The organism is Catellatospora sichuanensis (assembly GCF_007483665.1).
Classification (GTDB): Bacteria; Actinomycetota; Actinomycetes; order Mycobacteriales; family Micromonosporaceae; genus Catellatospora; species Catellatospora sichuanensis.
Genome location: NZ_ML660184.1, coordinates 327,398 through 344,101, shown reverse-complemented (window position 1 = coordinate 344,101; position 16,704 = coordinate 327,398). Strand labels below are relative to the sequence as shown.

Sequence of the window (16,704 nt, the reverse complement as noted above, 5' to 3'; positions counted from 1 at the left end):
CACCGGTCACGCGACAGCGAAGGGCAGGCAGAGGCAGGGCATGGGGCGGTTGCAGGACCGGGTGGCGGTCATCAGCGGAGCGGCCAGCGGCATCGGCGCGGCCACGGCGCGGCGGTTCGCGTCGGAGGGCGCGTACGTCGTCGCCGTCGACCTCGCCGAGCAGGCGGGCAAGAAGATCGCCGAGGAGGTCGGCGGCGAGTTCGTGATGTGCGACGTCTCCGACGAGGCGCAGGTGCGTGAGCTGTTCGACGGCGTCGCGGCGCGGCGCGGGCGCGTGGACATCGCGTTCAACAACGCGGGGATCTCCCCGCCCGACGACGACTCGATCCTCGACACCGGGCTCGACGCCTGGGAGCGGGTGCTGCGGGTCAACACCACCAGCGTCTACCTGTGCTGCAAGTACGCCCTGCCGCACATGCTCGCCGCGGGCAAGGGCTCGATCATCAACACGGCCAGCTTCGTCGCCCTGATGGGTGCGGCCACCAGTCAGATCGCTTACACCGCCAGCAAGGGCGGCGTGCTCGCGATGAGCCGCGAGCTGGGCGTGCAGTTCGCCCGCCAGGGGGTACGCGTCAATGCGCTGTGCCCGGGCCCGGTCGCCACCCCGCTGCTGATGGAGCTGTTCGCGAAGGATCCGGAGCGGGCGGCTCGCCGACTCGTCCATGTGCCGATGGGCCGGTTCGCCGAGCCCGAAGAAATCGCCGCGGCGGTAGCGTTTCTCGCCAGTGACGACTCCTCATTCATCACCGCCTCCCAGTTCGTCGTCGACGGGGGCATTACCGGGGCCTATGTGACGCCGTTGTGAGCGATGTGACCAGACCGTTGATCGGTATCACCACCTATGTGGAAACGACCCGATTCCTCGTGCACGACACCCGCGCCGCGGTGGTGCCCTGGGCCTATACGGAGCAGGTGGCCAAGGCGGGCGGCCGGCCGGTGCTCGTGCCGCCGATGCCCGACGGCGGCGTCGAGGTCCTCGAAGGCCTCGACGGGCTGATCGTCGCGGGCGGCGCCGACGTGGAGCCGGCCCGCTACGGCGAGGCCCCGCACCCGAAGGTGTACACCAGCCCGCTGCGCGACGCGGGCGAGCTGCCGCTGGTGCGCATCGCGCTGAAGACCGGCGTGCCGCTGCTCGGCGTCTGCCGCGGCATGCAGGTGATGGCGGTGGCCTCCGGCGGGCGGCTGCACCAGCACCTGCCCGACGTGGCCGGTGTCGGCGAGCACTCCACCCACGGCCCGATCAAGGTGTACGCCGAGCACCCGGTGCGCTTCGCCACCAGCTCCCGCCTGCGGGAGCTGTACGGGGCGGAGGCGGTCGTGAACTCGTACCACCATCAGGCGGTCAAGGATCCGGGGCGGCTGGTGCCTACGGGCTGGTGCAGCACCGACGACGTGATCGAGGCGGTGGAGCATCCGGATCATCCGTTCGCGGTCGGTGTGCAGTGGCACCCGGAGGACATGGCCGGCAACGCCCTGTTCCAGGCTCTGGTGAACGCGGCCACTCAGGTCCGCCACGCCCGCGCCTCCCGCGCCGAGTTCTTCGCGACCGTCTGACGCGGCCCGTTTTCAATAGACGGTGGCCTATTACATCGACTCCGATCTCCCCTGAGCCGATGTAATAGGCCACCGTCTATGTAGGGCGGGGTGGTGGGAGTCTCGTCAGGTGGCCGGGGGGCGGCGAGGGGGCGCGGGGCGGGGTAGCGTCGCGGGCATGGGCAAGGTGTACGAGAAGATCGACGACCGGATCCGCGACTTCCTGATGGCGCAGCGGGTCTTCTTCGTGGCCACCGCGCCGTCCGACCCGGACGGCCACGTCAACCTCTCGCCCAAGGGCCTGACCGACTCCTTCGCGGTGCTCAGCCCGCATAAGGTGGCGTACTACGAGTACGGCGGCTCGGGCATCGAGACCATGGCACACCTGCGCGACAACAACCGCATCGTGCTGATGGTGTGCGCGTTCGACGGCCCGCCCAAGATCTACCGCCTGCACGGGCACGGTGAGTCGGTGCTCGCCGATGACCCGCGGGCCGTCGAGCTGATCAAGCACTTCCCGGCCCCGCCGCACGTCGGCCTGCGCAGCATCGTCGTGATCGACGTCACCCGCGTGTCCGACTCCTGCGGCTACGGCGTGCCGCTGATGTCCTACGAGGGCGACCGCGACCTGCTCGTCCAGTTCTGGGACCACAAGACGCCCGAACAGCGTGAGCACTACCGGGCCACCCGCAACGCGCACAGCATCGACGGAGCCCCGGTCTTCGCCGAGCGCTAGAGTTCAGGGCATGAACGGCCGTGCGACGCTGACCCCAGGCAAGCTCTCCCCGTGGCGGGAGGTGCCCGCCCACATCCCCCGTCCCGAGTACGTCGGCCGCAAGCAGCCGAAGCGCTGGGACGGGCCGCTGACCCAGGACGCCGAGTCCATCGAGAAGATGCGGGTCGCGGGGCGGATCGCGGCGCAGGCCGTGCAGCTCGCCGGGGAGCACTGCAAGCCGGGTGTCACCACCGACGAGCTCGACCGGCTGGTGCACGAGTTCCTGCTCGACCACGACGCGTACCCGTCGACCCTGGGCTACAAGGGCTTCCCCAAGTCCTGCTGCACCAGCCTCAACGAGGTCATCTGCCACGGCATCCCGGACTCGACCGTGATCGAGGACGGCGACATCATCAACGTCGACGTGACGGCGTTCAAGGACGGGGTGCACGGCGACACCGACGCGACGTTCTGCGTCGGTGACGTCGCCGAGGAGGCCCGGCTGCTGGTCGAGCGCACCCACGAGGCCATGATGCGGGGCATCAAGGCGGTCGCGCCGGGCCGCCCGATCAACGTGATCGGGCGGGTCATCGAGTCGTACGCCAAGCGCTTCGGCTACGGCGTGGTGCGCGACTTCGGTGGGCACGGCATCGGCCAGTCCTTCCACAGCGGACTGTTCGTGCCGCACTACGACAACCCCAACGCCGACACCATCATGGTGCCGGGCATGACGTTCACCATCGAGCCCATGATCACGCTCGGCTCCATCGCGTACGAGACCTGGCGCGACTCCTGGACGGTGGTCACCAAGGACCGCCGCTGGACCGCCCAGTTCGAGCACACGCTGGTGGTCACCGAGTCCGGCGCGGACATCCTGACGCTGCCGTGAACCCCGACAAGCCCGATCCTGCCGTGGCCGCCGAAACCGGCGCGCGCCAGGTCGGGCCCGTGCCGCCGGACGATCGTCCCCGCTTCGCACCCGGGCAGGAGGAGACCGACACGCGCTCCGCGCCCGGGCCGGGTGACGGCGTCGCGCATCCCGGGGCGGTGCCGGCCGACGGTGGTCGGCGCCCGGCCGGGGCCATGGCACCGATCGACCACGAGCATGCGGACGTCTCCGGCGGCTGGCTGCGCGCGGCGACGTTCGGTGCGATGGACGGGCTGGTCACCAACATCGGTCTGATCGCGGGTGTGGGCGGCGCCGGGGTGAGCGCCCACACGGTCGTGCTCACCGGCGTGGCCGGCCTGGTCGCCGGGGCGATCTCGATGGGGCTGGGCGAGTACGCCAGCGTGCGCACCGCCAACGAGCAGATCGAGGCCGAAGTCGCCAAGGAGCGCCGGGAGCTGCGGCACAACCCCGCCGCGGAGGCAGCCGAGCTGGCGCAGCGCTGGATCGACCGGGGCATCTCGCCCGAGCTGGCCCGGCAGCTCGCCGAGGACCTGCGTACCCAGCCGGACGAGGCGCTGCGCATGCACGTGCGCGAGGAGCTGGGCATCGACCCGGACAGCAAACCGAGCCCGTGGACGGCAGCGATCTCGTCGTTCGTCTGCTTCTCGGTCGGCGCGCTGATCCCGCTGCTCAGCTACCTGTTCGGCAGCGAGTCCCTGTGGCTGGCGCTGAGCATCGGCGGCCTGGGCCTCTTCGTCGTGGGCGCCCTGACCGCCCGCTTCACCCGCCGCCGCTGGTGGGCCGCCGGCCTGCGCCAGCTCCTGCTCGGCGCGGCGGCCGCCGGTGCCACCTACCTCATCGGCGCCGCCATCGGCGTCAACACCGCCTGAGAAAGCAAGGGCACCTTCCCATCGCTATGCGTGGAGGAAGGTGCCCTTGTTGACGCTCCTGAGGCCCTGAGCTGGGCGGCAGCGGGTCAGCGGGGGACGAGGCTGAAGATCCGGATCACGCGGTTCGAGGCGCGCTCCTGGTAGGTCTGGTAGGCGGGCCATACCGTCAGCAGCAGTTGCCACAGGCGGTCGCGCTCGGCTCCGTCGGCGAGCACGCCGCGCACCGGGAGCTCGCGGCCGTCGAGGGTGACCACCGCGTCCGGCGTGGCGAGCAGGTTCACCGACCAGGCCGGGTGGCCCTGCTGGCCCCAGTTCGAGCCGGTCACGACGAAGTTCTCGCCGTCGCGCACGTACAGCAGCGGTTGCGTGCGCGGCTGGCCGGACTTGCGGCCGGTGGTGGTGAGAATGAGCGTGGGCAGCAGGCCCAGCGCCACGACCCGTCCCTTGGTCAGCTTGGCGACCGCGCGGTCGGCCGGGACGAGGAACCTGCCCATGCGGGCGAACCAACGGCGATGGCCCAGGTAACGGGCGAGGCGGGGCAGCATCGGCACAGTGTGCCGCAACCACCCGGCCTACGAAAGACCACAACCCCGACCCACTCCACCCCGACCTCTCCGCCGACCCGGGCGGGTCCGTGCCCCCGCCGACCCGGGCGGGTCCGTGCCCCCGCCGACCCGGGCGGGTCCGTGCCCCCGCCGACCCGGGCGGGTCCGTGCCCCCGCCGACCCGGGCGGGTCCGTGCCTCGCCGCGCAGTTTCGGGGAAAGTGCAGGAACGGCCGGGGCCGAAGGCAGTTTCCCCGAAACAGCAACGTCGGCGCGACCGGCCGCAGGTCCCGGCGTCGGCCGGCGCCCCCCGACGTCCGCATCAGCCCAGGTCACGGCCGAATGATGTTAGGAAGGGCACCTTCCTCTACGCATAGCGATGGGAAGGTGCCCTTCCTTTCCTACAGGCGGCGTTCGATGGGGAGGCGGGAACGGGTGAGGAGGCCTGCGCCGGTCATCGCGATCAGGGGGACGGCCAGCACGATGGCGATGGTCTCCCAGGGCAGGAACAGGCGCATCGGGGCGTCGCCGAACCGGATGTGGTCACCGCCCGCGTTGAGCGCGGCGATCAGCACGGCCGTGGTGCCCAGGCCTGCGAGCACCCCGAGCACGGCGCCCAATCCGGAGATCACCCCGGACTGGCTCAGCGACAGCAGACGGCGCACCCTGGGGCTGGCCCCGACAGCGCCGAGGGTGGCCAGGTCGGCACGGCCGTCCGCGACGGCCAGGCCGGTGGCGATGCCTGCGGCGGCCAGCGCGACGAGCGCCGCGACCAGGCCGAGGATCCAGACGATCGGGTCCGCGATGTACTGTGCCCCGAGCTCGACCTCCACGCGGAGGTTCCCGGCCACGGCGTGCACGGCTCCGTTGAGCCGCTCGGTCTCCTCGGTGGTGGCGACGTGCTCGACGGCGGCGATCACCAGGTCGCGGCGCACGCCCAGCCCGAGCCGCTGGATCAGGGCGGGTGTGGCCACGGCGAACGCGGCGGTCTGCGTGCCGCTCGGCAGTGCCACGGCAGGCACCGTCACCGGCGGCCGGTCGGCCGGATCCTGCTGCGCCCGCTTCGCGGTCGGCTGTTGCCATTCGGTCACGATGACCGACACCGTGCCGCCGCTGACATAGCGGGGATCGGCGACCACCAGGCCGCCCGCCGCCAACGTCTGCCGGGCCTGGGCCAGGTCGGCCGCGGGCGCGCTGCTGATCGCCTCCAGAGCCGCCGCATCGTCCACGATGGCGAACTGGATCGAGCCGATGCCCCGCTCCCACCTGCAGCGCGCGTCCTCGATCGCGGCCTGGTCCCGCTGTTCTTTGCCGGGGCCAGAGTAGTCCCAGGCGGGACAGCGCGCAGCGGGCGGCATGTCGAGGCGGAGCGTGCAGCCGCGCCCCTCGGCCGGTTCCGCGCAGACGGGAGACTGCAGCACGTACGCCCGCGCGCCGGGCAGCACCTGGCGCACCGCCTCCTGCACCCGGGCCACGTCCGGCGGCGGAGCGGTGTCCGGAGCGTCCTGTCGCACCAGTACGTTGCCGACCGGCATCCTCGGTTCGTAGCTGTCGAACCGCTGCTGCGCGTCGCTGCCGAGGAACGCCCCGACGGCGACCGCTCCGGCGACCGCGGCCATCACGGCGGAGATCGCGGGCGCGGCCGAGCCGCGGTTGCGGGCGGTGTCGCGCAGCGCGATCCGCGGCGCGAGCGGCAGCCACCGTCCGGTGCGGGCGATGAGCCCGACCAGTGACGGAGTGAGCAGCACCAGACCGAGCTCGCCGAGCACCAGGCCAGCCATGATGGCGGTGGTCCCGCCGACCCCGGCACCGGCGAAGGCGATCACCGCGCCGCCCGCCGCGAGCACCGTGCCGAGGGTGATCCAGCGTTTGCGGGACCGGGTGACGCCCCGGCGGCCCGCGAGCACGGTGACCACGCTCTGCCGCGCGGCGGTGAACGCGGGCACCATGGCGGCCGCCAGGCCCGCGCCGACCGCGAGCAGCACGACGCCGAGCTGGGCGGCGGGGAAGATCCGCAGGCCTCCGGCCCGGGCGTGGACCAGGTACTGCTCGAACAGCGGCAGGGTGAGCACGGCCACGGTGACGCCGAGCGCGACGGCGGCGATCGCCGCGCCGAGGCCCAGCACCACGCCGTCGGCCAGCACGATGCGCCGCAGGTGGGCGGGGGTCCCGCCGGCGGCGGCGACCAGCGCGAGGTCGCGGCTGCGCCGCCGCGCTCCGACGGCGAACGCCGGACCGGCCAGCAGCACGACCTCCAGCATGATCAGTACGACCATGATCGCGCCGATGGCGACCTCCTCGACCTGGTGACGGTCCATGGAGTCGTCCTCGGGGACGGCCGGCGGATCGAGGGCAACCGCCCGGCTCCGGACGACGAGGCCGTGCTCGTTGAGCTTCTGTACGTCGGCCCACAGCACCGGGGACGGGGTGTCGACCAGCCAGTCGACCGGCGGCGGGAGGACGTCCGGCCGGAAGACGACGGTCTCGTGCAGCGAGCCCGGGAACTCGACGACGGCCGTGACGGTGTACGTGTACTCGGGGTTCGCCGTGCGGATCTTCCCGCCGACGCCCACCCCCAGCCGGTCGGCCAGCCCTTCGTTGAGCGCGACCTCGTCGGCACGGGCGGGCGCTACGCCCGACAGCAGCTCCACGAAACCGCTCAGCCGCTTGTCGGCCAGATCGACCCCGCGGGCGCTGACACCGCCGATGCCGTCCGGGGTGAACACGTCGACGCCGCCCTCGGCGACCTGGCTGACCGTCGACCCGGTGGGCAGCACCGCCAGCAGCTCGGCCGCGGTCGGCGGCGACTGGCGCATGCCGCTGTTGGTGGCGTAGCCGTCGCCCAAGGGGGGCTGGGTGACCGGTCCGTCGGCGACCCATTCGACCTGTGCGTCGTGCTGCCCGATCTGGCGGGTCAGCTCCTCGACGGGCGTGAGCCGGTGCATGTCGTAGGTGGCTGCGACGAACGACATCATCGCGACCGGCAATCCGATCATGGCGATGACCAGGACGGAGCGGCCACGGAAGCGCAGCGCCTCCCGGCGCGACATGCGCAGCGCGGGAGCCCAGGCCCGCAGCCACCTCATGACGCGGTCTCCAGCAGCTGCTCGGGCTGGGTCAGCGGGCCGGACGCGTCGACGATCCGGCCGTCGCGCAGGAAGACGACCCGGTCGGCCCAGGCGGCGTGCCGGGCCTCGTGGGTCACCAGCACCGCGGCCGCTCCGGCGTCGACCCGGGCGCGCAGCAGGCGCAGCACCGCCTCACCGGTCACCGAGTCCAGGGCGCCGGTCGGCTCGTCGGCGAGCACCAGGCGGCGCTGCCCGACCAGGGCGCGGGCGATGGCGACGCGCTGCTGCTGGCCGCCGGACATGTCGTCGGGGAAGCGGTCGGCGTACCCGTCGAGTTCCACCTCGGCCAGCGCGGCCTCAACCAGCGGGCGGGCCTTGCGGGCGGCGACGCCCTCCAGCTCCAGGGGCAGTGCCACGTTCTCTGCGGCGGTGAGGCTCGGCAGCAGGTTGAGGGCCTGGAACACGTATCCGATGCTGCGGCGGCGCAGCCCGGCCAGCTCCCGGCGGCGCAGCGTGGACAGGGCGACGCCCTCGACCAGCACCTCGCCCGCGTCCGGCGCGTCGAGCCCGCCGGCGAGGTTCAGCAGCGTCGACTTGCCGGAGCCGGACGGGCCCATCACAGCCACCAGCTCCCCGGCGAGCACGTCGAGGGTGACCCCGGCCAGGGCGTGCACGGCGGCCTCGCCGGTGCCGTGGGTGCGGTGCACGTGACGCAGTTGCAGGACGGCGCTCATCGCCGGGCCTCCCGTGGGGTTTCGTCGTGCGACGGCAGCGGGGCGGCGGCGGGTCTCTCGTAGCGCACCAGGGCCGTCTCGCAGTGGTCGAGCCAGCGCAGCTCGGCCTCGGACTGGAAGATCATCGCCTCGAGCACGAGCCGCCAGGGCAGCCCGGCGTCGGTGCGTTTGAGCCGCGTGTACTCCTGCAGCGCGCGCATGGTCGCGCTGCGCTGGGTCTGCACCACCGCCTGCACGTCGATGCCGGGCGTGGTGATGGCGAGCGCGAGCTTGATGGCCAGCTCGTCGCGCGGCCGGTCGGCGCGGGCGATCGGGGTGGCGAACCAGAGCGTGAGCTCGGTCCGTCCCTCCTCGGTGATCTCGTAGGGGCGCTGCCCCCCGTCGTTCTCCGGCAGCGCACGCACGAGGCCGTCGCGTTCGAGGCGGTTGAGGGTGGTGTAGACCTGGCCGATGTTGAGCGGCCAGGTGGAGCCGGTCGAGTCCTCGAACTCGGCCCGCAACTGGTAGCCGTAGCGAGGACCGCGTTCGAGCAGGGCGAGCAAACCATGCCGGATGGACATAGCTACTGAGTATGCATACTCGGTATGCGGAAGACAAGGCGTCCGGCGGACCGGAGGGAAAGCCCTGCTACTGGGTCTTGCGGCCGGGATACGGCACGGTGGCGGGGGAGACCGCGCCGAGCCGGCGCCAGCGGGTGCCGCGTACCGCGGCGTCGGTGTAGGCGACCAGGACCTGGCGGCGCACCTCCCCCTCGGCGTCGGCCAGCGCGGCGCGCCAGGTCGCCGCCACCCCGTCCTCGACGTAGGCCGCGAGCTTCAGCGCCGTGGCCGGGTCGGTCAGCGGGAACGGCAGCGCGTAACCGGCCTGGGCCACCGGCGCGGCCACCTTCAGTTCGGCGAGCTGCACCAGCAGCGCGTCGCGCCGGGTCCGGTGCATCTCCTCGCCGGCCCGGGCCTCCTTCTGCATGGCCTTGGCGAGCAGCACGCCGAACCGGGCGTACGCGAAGATCGCGCTGTGCTCCGCGTTCAGCGCGGCCTGCAGCCGCTCTGCCAGCTTCTCGCTCACGCCTGCTCCTCGCTGCGCTCGTCGGCGGCCCGCGTCCGCGCCCGTCTGATGAGTTCGCCGCGCCCGCCGGTGACATCGGTCGACGACGTGATCCGCTCGCTCATACCAGCACCTCCACGTGGGTGGCGCGGGCGGCGGCGATCTCGCCGACGAGCACGGCGCGAGCCACGGTGGTGGCCACGCAGGCCTCGACGGCCTGCTTGGCGGCGGACACCTCGGCGGTACGCAGGCTCTTGAGGATCGTCTTGCGGTCGCCGGTGACCGGCGCGGCGCTGGGCGCGCTGAAGGCGCTCGGCGACGGTCGCGGGCTCATGATCGCATCCAGCGCGGCGGCGTGCACGCGGTGCGTCTCGCGCAGCGGGGTGAGCAGCGCGGTGAGGCTGGCGTCGGCCGCCAGCGCGGCGTCGTACGTCGCCACCAGCGCGTGGGTGCCGGCCAGCAGGCCCATCAGCGCGTCCGGCGGCGGCGGCGCGTCCGGAGTGGGGTCGAGCAGGTCGCAACCCGTCAGTGTGGTCGCGGCCACGGCGGCCGTCGCCGTCACCGCGCCGGCCCGCAGCAGCTGCCGTCGATTCGGCCGGGAGCCCCCCGACCAGCTATGATCATTTCCCCGCGTACGCACCGCGCCAGTCTTCCTTAAGCCAGCCGCTGCTGCCACTCCGCCACCAGCGAAGCCTCGACCGCAGCGCGCCGCTGGTCGTTGCCGCGTGCTCGCGGGTTACGCTCTGCGCAGTCGATGAATCACCGAGAGGGGTGCCCCAGATGGCTCAGCGTGGCCGTGCCTCAGGACGTCAGGCGGGCCGGACGCCCGCCCGGGCGGCGGCACCGGCTCCGGCCAGGACCTCTCCGACCGAACTGGCGGCGCGCCGCGCCCGGTTGCAGGCCGTGATCGATCCTGTGGTGGCCGAGACCGGCTACGACCTGGAGGAGCTGTCGGTCAAGCAGGTGGGCCGCCGGCACCTCGTTCGAGTGATCATCGACGGCGACGGCGGGGTCGGGCTCGACGCCATCGCCGAGGTCTCCCGCGCCGTGTCACGAGCGCTGGACGAGGCCGAGGAGTCCGGCACAGATCTGATCATGGGCGAGTACCAGTTGGAGGTCTCCTCGCCCGGGGTGGACCGGCCGCTGACCCTGCCGCGCCACTGGGTCCGCAATGCGGGCCGGCTGGTGAAGGTGAAGGCGGGGGAGAAGACGCTGACCGGCCGCGTGCTCGCCGCCGATGCCGACGGGATCACCCTCGACGTGGACGGCAAGGAGCACGCGCTCGGCTACGACGCGCTGGGCCCCGGACACGTCCAGGTCGAGTTCAAACGCATGAATGAGATCTCCGATGAGGAGCTCGCGGAGTTCGACGACGACTCGTCCGACGACGAGGACCTCGGTGACGACGAACTGGACGACGAGCGGGACGATGAAGGAGAAGAGCGGTGAACATCGATCTTGCGGCGCTTCGTGCGCTGGCACGCGACAAGGAGATCTCCGAGGAGACCATCCTGCAGGCAATCGAGTCTGCGCTGCTCACCGCATACCGGCACACCGAGGGCGCGCAGTCGCACGCGCGCGTGGAGATCAACCGTCAGTCCGGCGCGGCCGTGGTGTACGCGCAGGAGTACGGCGGCGAGAACGAGCTGCTGCGGGAGTGGGACGACACCCCGCACGACTTCGGCCGGATCGCGGCGATGACGGCCAAGCAGGTCATCCTGCAGCGCCTGCGCGAGGCGACCGACGAGGTGCACTTCGGTGAGTACGTCAACCGCGACGGTGACCTGGTCACCGGCGTGATCCAGGCGCACGAGAGCCGCACCGAGAAGGGCATCGTCTCGGTCGACCTGGGCAAGGTCGAGGCCGTGCTGCCGCAGTCGGAGCAGGTGCCCGGCGAGACGTACCCGCACGGCCAGCGCATCCGCTGCGTGGTGGTGCACGTCGCCAAGAGCTTCCGCGGCCCGCAGGTGACCCTTTCGCGCTCGCACCCGGCCCTGGTGAAGAAGCTGTTCGCGCTGGAGGTCCCGGAGATCGCCGACGGCACCGTCGAGATCGCCGCGATCGCGCGCGAGGCCGGCCATCGCACGAAGATCGCGGTGCGGTCCAACGTGCAGGGGGTCAACCCGAAGGGCGCCTGCATCGGCCCGATGGGCCAGCGGGTGCGCGCGGTCATGAGCGAACTGCACGGCGAGAAGATCGACATCATCGACTGGTCGGACGACCCGGCGGAGTTCGTGGGCAACGCGCTCTCCCCGGCGAAGGCGCTGAAGGTCGAAGTGGTGGATCTCGCAACCCGTGCGGCGCGCGTCACCGTGCCTGACTATCAGCTCTCCCTGGCCATCGGGCGGGAAGGGCAGAATGCCAGGTTGGCTGCCCGTCTGACCGGTTGGCGGATCGACATCCGCTCCGATGCGGCCGACTCCGGGGCTGCGCAACCGCGTGGACCGCGCTCCGCGGCTGATCACGAGACGGAGCCGGGCGGCACCCCCGTCTCCGCGTAGGGGTAGACTCATCAGGTGGTACGACGCTCGCGGCCCGCACCGCTTGTGGCGGCCTCATCAGTCACGCCTGTGCCGCCTCCGGTGCGCACGTGCGTCGGATGCAGGCAGCGGGCGTCCGCTACCGAACTGCTCCGCGTCGTGGCGGTGGCGTCGGGAGCTGACCAGTTCAGTCTCCGACCCGACCCGCGACGCAGATTGACCGGCCGGGGTGCCCACGTGCACCCGACAGCGGCCTGTCTCGAGCTGGCGCTGCGGCGTCGTGCCTTCGGGCGCGCGCTGCGGATCACCGGGGTCATCGACACCGGTGAGCTGGCCGAGGCGATCCACGGACCGTGACGGCCCGAGGGTCACGAACCGATCCGAAGGATCACCGTCAGACCAGTCACGGGGTGGCGGACCCACCGTAGGCGGCGGCCTCATCAGCCCCGTCTGAGGATCAAGCAAGGTAGGACTACCGGCATGGGCACACGATGAAGTCGCAAAAATGATCAGGCTTCAAGTGCACAAGTGAGGTCGTAGCGGGTCACTGCCCGTGCGACCTCGGAGTGAGGAGTGCAGTGGCAGGCAAGGCCCGCGTACACGAGCTTGCTAAGGAGCTCGGCGTCGAGAGCAAGAACGTTCTCGCCAAACTCAAAGAGATGGGCGAGTTCGTCAAGTCCGCGTCGAGCACCGTAGAGGCTCCCGTCGCCCGTCGGCTGAAGGACGCCTTCGCGGCCGGCTCGGGAGCGCCCAGCGCCCCGAGTGCGCCGTCGGCGCCCGCTGCGGGGACGACCACGGCGGCGACCGCGAACGAACCCAGGGTGACGGCACGGCCGGCGCCCCCCAAGAAGCCCTCGGCGCCCATGAAGCCGAAGGCACCGACCTCCATGGTCCCGCCCGCCCCGGTGACGAAGCCGGCGAGCGCCCATGACATCGAGGTCGCCGCAGCCGAGGCCCGCGCCTCGGCGCTCAAGGCCGAGCAGGAGGCCTCCGTCCGGGCGGCCCAGCAGGCCGCCAAGCAGCGTGAGGACCAGCCCCGCGGTGACGGCCCGAAGCCCAGCTTCATGCCGCCCCGGCCCGGTTCCAGCGCCGCTCGTCCGGCAGCCGCTCCGACGAGCGGCCGTCCCGGCGCGCCCGGTGGCGAGCGCCGCGACGCACGTCCCGGCGGCCCGCGTCCCGAGGGCGGCCGTGACGGCCGTCCGGCCGGTCCGCGTACGGAGGGCGGCGCCCGTGAGGGCCGTCCCGCCGCGCCCGGTGGCGCTCGCCCGCCGCGCAGCGGCGGCAACAACCCGTTCGGCATCTCGCAGGGCGGCGCTCCGTCGCGTCCGTCCCCGGCGGGCATGCCCCGACCCAACCCGGCTTCCATGCCGCCTCGGCCCAGCCCGGCTTCCATGCCGCCGCGGCCGAACCCGGCGTCGATGCCCAGCCAGCGTCCGGCCCGTCCGGGTGGTGGCGCAGGCCGTCCCGGTGGTCCCGGTGGCGGCGCAGGTCGCCCCGGTGGTCCCGGTGGCGGCGGCTTCCGCGGCGGCCCTGGTGGCGGCGCGGGCGGCGGCGGCTTCCGTGGCGGTCCCGGTGGCGGCGGTGGCGCCGGCACGGGCTTCCGTCCCGGCGGCGGTGCGCCCGGTGGCGGCGGCGGTTACCGCGGCGGTCCCGGTGGTGGCACCGGTGGCCCGCCGGCGGGTGGCGCAGGCCGTCCGGGTGGCGGTGCCGGTGGTCGTGGCCGTGGTGGCGGCGCTGCCGGTGCGTTCGGTCGTGGCGGCGGCAAGTCGCGCGGCCGCAAGTCCAAGAAGCAGCGGCGTCAAGAGTTCGACAACCTGTCCGCGCCCACGATGAGCTCGGGCGCACCGCGTGGCCAGGGTCAAGAGATCCGGCTGCCGCGCGGCGCCTCGCTGTCGGACTTCGCCGACCGCATCAACGCCAACCCGGGTTCGCTCGTCCAGGAGATGTTCAACCTGGGCGAGATGGTCACGGCGACGCAGTCCTGCACGGACGAGACCCTGCAGCTGCTCGGCGCGCACCTCGGCTTCGAGGTGCAGATCGTCAGCCCCGAGGACGAGGACCGCGAGCTGCTGGCCCGGTTCAACATCGACCTCGATGCCGACGTCGACGAGGAGCGTCTGGTCAGCCGGCCGCCGGTGGTGACCGTCATGGGTCACGTCGACCACGGTAAGACCAAGCTGCTGGACGCGATCCGGTCGGCGAACGTGGTCGAGGGCGAGGCCGGCGGCATCACCCAGCACATCGGCGCGTACCAGGTGCACGTCGAGCACGAGGGTGAAGAGCGGGCGATCACGTTCATCGACACCCCGGGTCACGAGGCGTTCACCGCCATGCGTGCCCGTGGCGCCCAGGCCACCGACATCGTGGTCCTGGTCGTGGCGGCCGACGACGGCGTCATGCCGCAGACGATCGAGGCGCTCAACCACGCCAAGGCGGCCGACGTGCCGATCGTGGTCGCGGTGAACAAGGTCGACAAGCCGGAGGCCAACCCGGGCAAGGTGCGTCAGCAGCTGACCGAGTACGGCCTGGTCGCGGAGGAGTACGGCGGCGACACCATGTTCGTCGACATCTCCGCCAAGAGCCGGATCAACATCGACGGCCTGCTGGAGGCGGTCCTGCTGACCGCCGACGCCTCGCTGGAGATGCTGGCTCCGATCGACGGCCACGCCCAGGGTCTGGCCATCGAGGCCCGGCTCGACAAGGGTCGCGGTCCGGTGGCGACGGTCCTGGTGCAGAAGGGCACGCTGCGCGTCGGCGACTCGATCGTGGCGGGCAACGCCTACGGTCGCGTCCGGGCGATGCTCGACGAGAACGGCCACCCGCTGGCCGAGGCGGGCCCTGCCCGTCCGGTGATGGTGCTCGGTCTGACCGCGGTGCCGGGTGCGGGTGACACCTTCCTGGCCGCCGACGACGACCGCACGGTCCGTCAGATCGCCGAGCAGCGGCAGGCCCGTAAGCGGGCTGCCGAGCAGGCGAACCTGCGCGGCCGGGCCACGCTGGAGACGCTGCTCGAGAAGATCAAGGAGGGCGAGCGCACCTCGCTCGACCTCATCATCAAGGGCGACGTGTCCGGTTCCGTGGAGGCACTGGAGGACGCGCTGGTCGCGCTGCCGATCCCGGAGGAGATCCAGCTTCGGATCATCCACCGTGGCGTCGGTGCGATCACCGAGAACGACGTCAACCTGGCGTCGGCCTCGTCGAACTCGACCGCGATCATCATCGGCTTCAACGTGCGGCCGATGGACCAGGCACGCGACCTGGCCGACCGCAACGGCGTGGAGATCCGGTACTACACGGTCATCTACCAGGCCATCGAGGAGATCGAGGCGGCCCTCAAGGGCATGCTCAAGCCGGAGTACGAAGAGGTCGCCCTGGGCTCGGCGGAGGTCCGCGAGGTCTTCCGTTCGTCCAAGGTGGGTCTCATCGCCGGCTGCATCGTCCGGTCGGGCCTGCTGCGCCGCAACGGCAAGGCACGGGTCGTCCGCGACGGCGCGGTCGTGGCGGAGAGCGCCTCGATCAGCTCGCTCAAGCGGTTCAAGGACGACGCGACCGAGGTCCGCGAGGGCTTCGAGTGTGGTCTGACCCTGGGTGGCTACAACAACCTGCAGGTGGGCGACATCATCGAGACCTTCGAGATGCGCGAGAAGCCGCGGGTGTGATCCCGTGACGCGGGGCGGGGCCCCGGTGCGAAACTGCACCGGAGTCCCGCCCCGCTCCGTGCCCGCAGGTCATGCGGGCAACAGTTCTTGCTGGATCGTCGTTGAGAAGACGGCGGAAGGAGTGGCACAGGTGACCAGGTACGGGCTTCTGGTGGCGCCGTCGGCGAACCGGGTCTACACGCAGTCGGCGCCGGAGTTGATGGCGGCCGAGCTCGCCGTGTTCTCCGAGCGGGCGCTGGGCGGGCGGATCGAGCCGGCCGAGATCGTGGAGTTCGCCGGGCGGCCGTACCTGACGTTCGAGGTCGAGGACGGCACGCTCGGCACCGACGAGCTGCGGGTGCTGGCGAACCTGTCGTCGGCGTACGCCCTGTTCGAGATGGTCGAGGGCGGGCTGCTGCGGCCGCTCGGCGAGCCGTCGCTGGAGCGCTACGACGACGACCTGATCACCATCCAGAAGTACGCCGGCAAGACCAACGAGCACTTCACCAAGCTGCTGCTCAACGTCACCGCGCTGGCCACCTCCTGGGCCGAGCAGCTGCTCACCAAGCGGTTCACCGTGCTCGACCCGGTCGCCGGCCGGGGCACCACGCTCAACCAGGCGCTGATGTACGGCTGGGACGCGGTCGGCATCGAACTCGACGGCAAGGACGTCGAGGCGTACAGCGCGTTCCTCAAGACCTGGCTCAAGAACAAGCGCATCAAGCACACCACCGACATGACGCCGCTGCGCCGCGAGGGCAAGCGCCTCGGCCGCCGCTTCGACGCCCGCATCGGCGACGTGCGGGAGAGCCCGCAGCACCTGTCCCTGTTCGAGGCGGACACGATCCAGTCCCGGGCGCTGCTGAAGGGCAACTCGGTCGACATGATCGTGGCCGACCTGCCGTACGGTGTGGTCCACGGCAGCCGCAGCGCCAAGGGCCTCGCCCGTGGCCCGCTGGAGCTGCTGGAGGAGGCCCTGCCCGGCTGGACCTCCCTGCTACGCCCCGGCGGCGCGCTGGGCATGTCCTGGAACACCCACGTCGCCCCGCGCGAGGACGCCCTGGACCTGCTCGAGGAGCACGGCCTGGAGGCGGTCGACATCGAGGGCTTCGAGCACCGCGTCGACCAGGCCATCACCCGGGACATTCTGGTGGCCCGCAAGGTGTGAT

At 71.9% G+C, this 16,704-nt stretch carries 16 protein-coding genes; 10 read left to right on the top strand and 6 right to left on the bottom strand.

The window, feature by feature from the left end; genetic code table 11:
• The first annotated feature begins 40 nt into the window (after positions 1 to 40).
• The 5 genes from FLL47_RS03555 (at position 41) to FLL47_RS03535 (ending at position 4,027) form a co-directional block, all read left to right on the top strand.
• Positions 41 to 805: a 3-oxoacyl-ACP reductase gene (locus tag FLL47_RS03555; protein WP_144118940.1), complete on the top strand. Its 765-nt coding sequence runs from the start codon at positions 41 to 43 to the stop codon at positions 803 to 805.
• A complete protein-coding gene (locus tag FLL47_RS03550) occupies positions 802 to 1,554 on the top strand; it encodes a gamma-glutamyl-gamma-aminobutyrate hydrolase family protein (protein ID WP_144118939.1) in 753 nt (250 codons plus the stop codon). The genes FLL47_RS03555 and FLL47_RS03550 overlap by 4 nt, the downstream gene beginning before the upstream one ends.
• A 157-nt stretch (positions 1,555 to 1,711) precedes the next feature.
• Complete coding sequence (locus tag FLL47_RS03545) at positions 1,712 to 2,269, top strand: pyridoxamine 5'-phosphate oxidase family protein (protein ID WP_144118938.1); 558 nt, start codon at positions 1,712 to 1,714, stop codon at positions 2,267 to 2,269.
• Positions 2,270 to 2,279: 10 nt separating this feature from the next.
• The gene (map, locus tag FLL47_RS03540; protein ID WP_144118937.1) at positions 2,280 to 3,137 is read left to right on the top strand and encodes a type I methionyl aminopeptidase; all 858 of its coding nucleotides are present in this window, start codon (positions 2,280 to 2,282) and stop codon (positions 3,135 to 3,137) included.
• 194 nt (positions 3,138 to 3,331) lie between these two features.
• Positions 3,332 to 4,027, top strand: a complete 696-nt coding sequence (locus FLL47_RS03535) for a VIT1/CCC1 transporter family protein (protein WP_144119035.1) — start codon at positions 3,332 to 3,334, stop codon at positions 4,025 to 4,027.
• 86 nt (positions 4,028 to 4,113) lie between these two features.
• Here the strand turns inward: FLL47_RS03535 and FLL47_RS03530 are convergent, their stop codons facing one another.
• The 6 genes from FLL47_RS03530 to FLL47_RS03505 all read right to left on the bottom strand — a co-directional run bounded on the left by FLL47_RS03530 (position 4,114) and on the right by FLL47_RS03505 (position 9,979).
• Positions 4,114 to 4,578, bottom strand: coding sequence for a nitroreductase/quinone reductase family protein (locus FLL47_RS03530; RefSeq protein ID WP_144119034.1), 465 nt, complete (start codon positions 4,576 to 4,578; stop codon positions 4,114 to 4,116).
• A 394-nt stretch (positions 4,579 to 4,972) separates the two neighbouring features.
• The gene (locus FLL47_RS03525) at positions 4,973 to 7,657 is read right to left on the bottom strand and encodes an FtsX-like permease family protein (RefSeq protein ID WP_144118936.1); all 2,685 of its coding nucleotides are present in this window, start codon (positions 7,655 to 7,657) and stop codon (positions 4,973 to 4,975) included.
• Positions 7,654 to 8,373: an ABC transporter ATP-binding protein gene (locus FLL47_RS03520; protein WP_144118935.1), complete on the bottom strand. Its 720-nt coding sequence runs from the start codon at positions 8,371 to 8,373 to the stop codon at positions 7,654 to 7,656. The genes FLL47_RS03525 and FLL47_RS03520 overlap by 4 nt, the downstream gene beginning before the upstream one ends.
• The gene (locus tag FLL47_RS03515) at positions 8,370 to 8,933 is read right to left on the bottom strand and encodes a PadR family transcriptional regulator (RefSeq protein ID WP_144118934.1); all 564 of its coding nucleotides are present in this window, start codon (positions 8,931 to 8,933) and stop codon (positions 8,370 to 8,372) included. Before FLL47_RS03515 ends, FLL47_RS03520 begins: the two co-directional genes overlap by 4 nt.
• Positions 8,934 to 9,000: 67 nt before the next feature.
• On the bottom strand, positions 9,001 to 9,438 hold the full coding sequence (locus FLL47_RS03510) for a ferritin-like domain-containing protein (protein WP_246157472.1): 438 nt from the start codon (positions 9,436 to 9,438) through the stop codon (positions 9,001 to 9,003).
• Positions 9,439 to 9,538: 100 nt separating this feature from the next.
• Positions 9,539 to 9,979, bottom strand: a complete 441-nt coding sequence (locus FLL47_RS03505) for a hypothetical protein (RefSeq protein ID WP_246157470.1) — start codon at positions 9,977 to 9,979, stop codon at positions 9,539 to 9,541.
• A gap of 218 nt (positions 9,980 to 10,197) precedes the next feature.
• Between FLL47_RS03505 and rimP the strand changes: the two genes are divergently transcribed.
• The 5 genes from rimP to FLL47_RS03480 all read left to right on the top strand — a co-directional run bounded on the left by rimP (position 10,198) and on the right by FLL47_RS03480 (position 16,703).
• Positions 10,198 to 10,866, top strand: a complete 669-nt coding sequence (gene rimP, locus FLL47_RS03500; protein ID WP_144118933.1) for a ribosome maturation factor RimP — start codon at positions 10,198 to 10,200, stop codon at positions 10,864 to 10,866.
• Positions 10,863 to 11,918, top strand: coding sequence for a transcription termination factor NusA (nusA, locus tag FLL47_RS03495; protein WP_144118932.1), 1,056 nt, complete (start codon positions 10,863 to 10,865; stop codon positions 11,916 to 11,918). Before rimP ends, nusA begins: the two co-directional genes overlap by 4 nt.
• Before the next feature lie 69 nt (positions 11,919 to 11,987).
• Entirely contained in the window at positions 11,988 to 12,254 is a 267-nt protein-coding gene (locus FLL47_RS03490; protein ID WP_222105947.1) for a YlxR family protein, read from the top strand.
• Positions 12,255 to 12,475: 221 nt separating this feature from the next.
• Complete coding sequence (gene infB / locus FLL47_RS03485; RefSeq protein WP_144118930.1) at positions 12,476 to 15,556, top strand: translation initiation factor IF-2; 3,081 nt, start codon at positions 12,476 to 12,478, stop codon at positions 15,554 to 15,556.
• 130 nt (positions 15,557 to 15,686) lie between these two features.
• Positions 15,687 to 16,703, top strand: coding sequence for a TRM11 family SAM-dependent methyltransferase (locus FLL47_RS03480; protein ID WP_144118929.1), 1,017 nt, complete (start codon positions 15,687 to 15,689; stop codon positions 16,701 to 16,703).
• The last annotated feature ends 1 nt before the right edge of the window (position 16,704 follow it).

Bases quoted from the DNA above. Each gene is read 5' to 3' on its own strand.
- FLL47_RS03555 (WP_144118940.1), top strand. From the start codon at position 41: ATGGGGCGGTTGCAGGACCGGGTGGCGGTCATCAGCGGAGCGGCCAGC.
- FLL47_RS03545 (WP_144118938.1), top strand. From the start codon at position 1,712: ATGGGCAAGGTGTACGAGAAGATCGACGACCGGATCCGCGACTTCCTG.
- map (WP_144118937.1), top strand. From the start codon at position 2,280: ATGAACGGCCGTGCGACGCTGACCCCAGGCAAGCTCTCCCCGTGGCGG.
- FLL47_RS03520 (WP_144118935.1), bottom strand. From the start codon at position 8,373: ATGAGCGCCGTCCTGCAACTGCGTCACGTGCACCGCACCCACGGCACC.
- rimP (WP_144118933.1), top strand. From the start codon at position 10,198: ATGGCTCAGCGTGGCCGTGCCTCAGGACGTCAGGCGGGCCGGACGCCC.
- FLL47_RS03515 (WP_144118934.1), bottom strand. From the start codon at position 8,933: ATGTCCATCCGGCATGGTTTGCTCGCCCTGCTCGAACGCGGTCCTCGC.
- FLL47_RS03525 (WP_144118936.1), bottom strand. From the start codon at position 7,657: ATGAGGTGGCTGCGGGCCTGGGCTCCCGCGCTGCGCATGTCGCGCCGG.
- FLL47_RS03535 (WP_144119035.1), top strand. From the start codon at position 3,332: ATGGCACCGATCGACCACGAGCATGCGGACGTCTCCGGCGGCTGGCTG.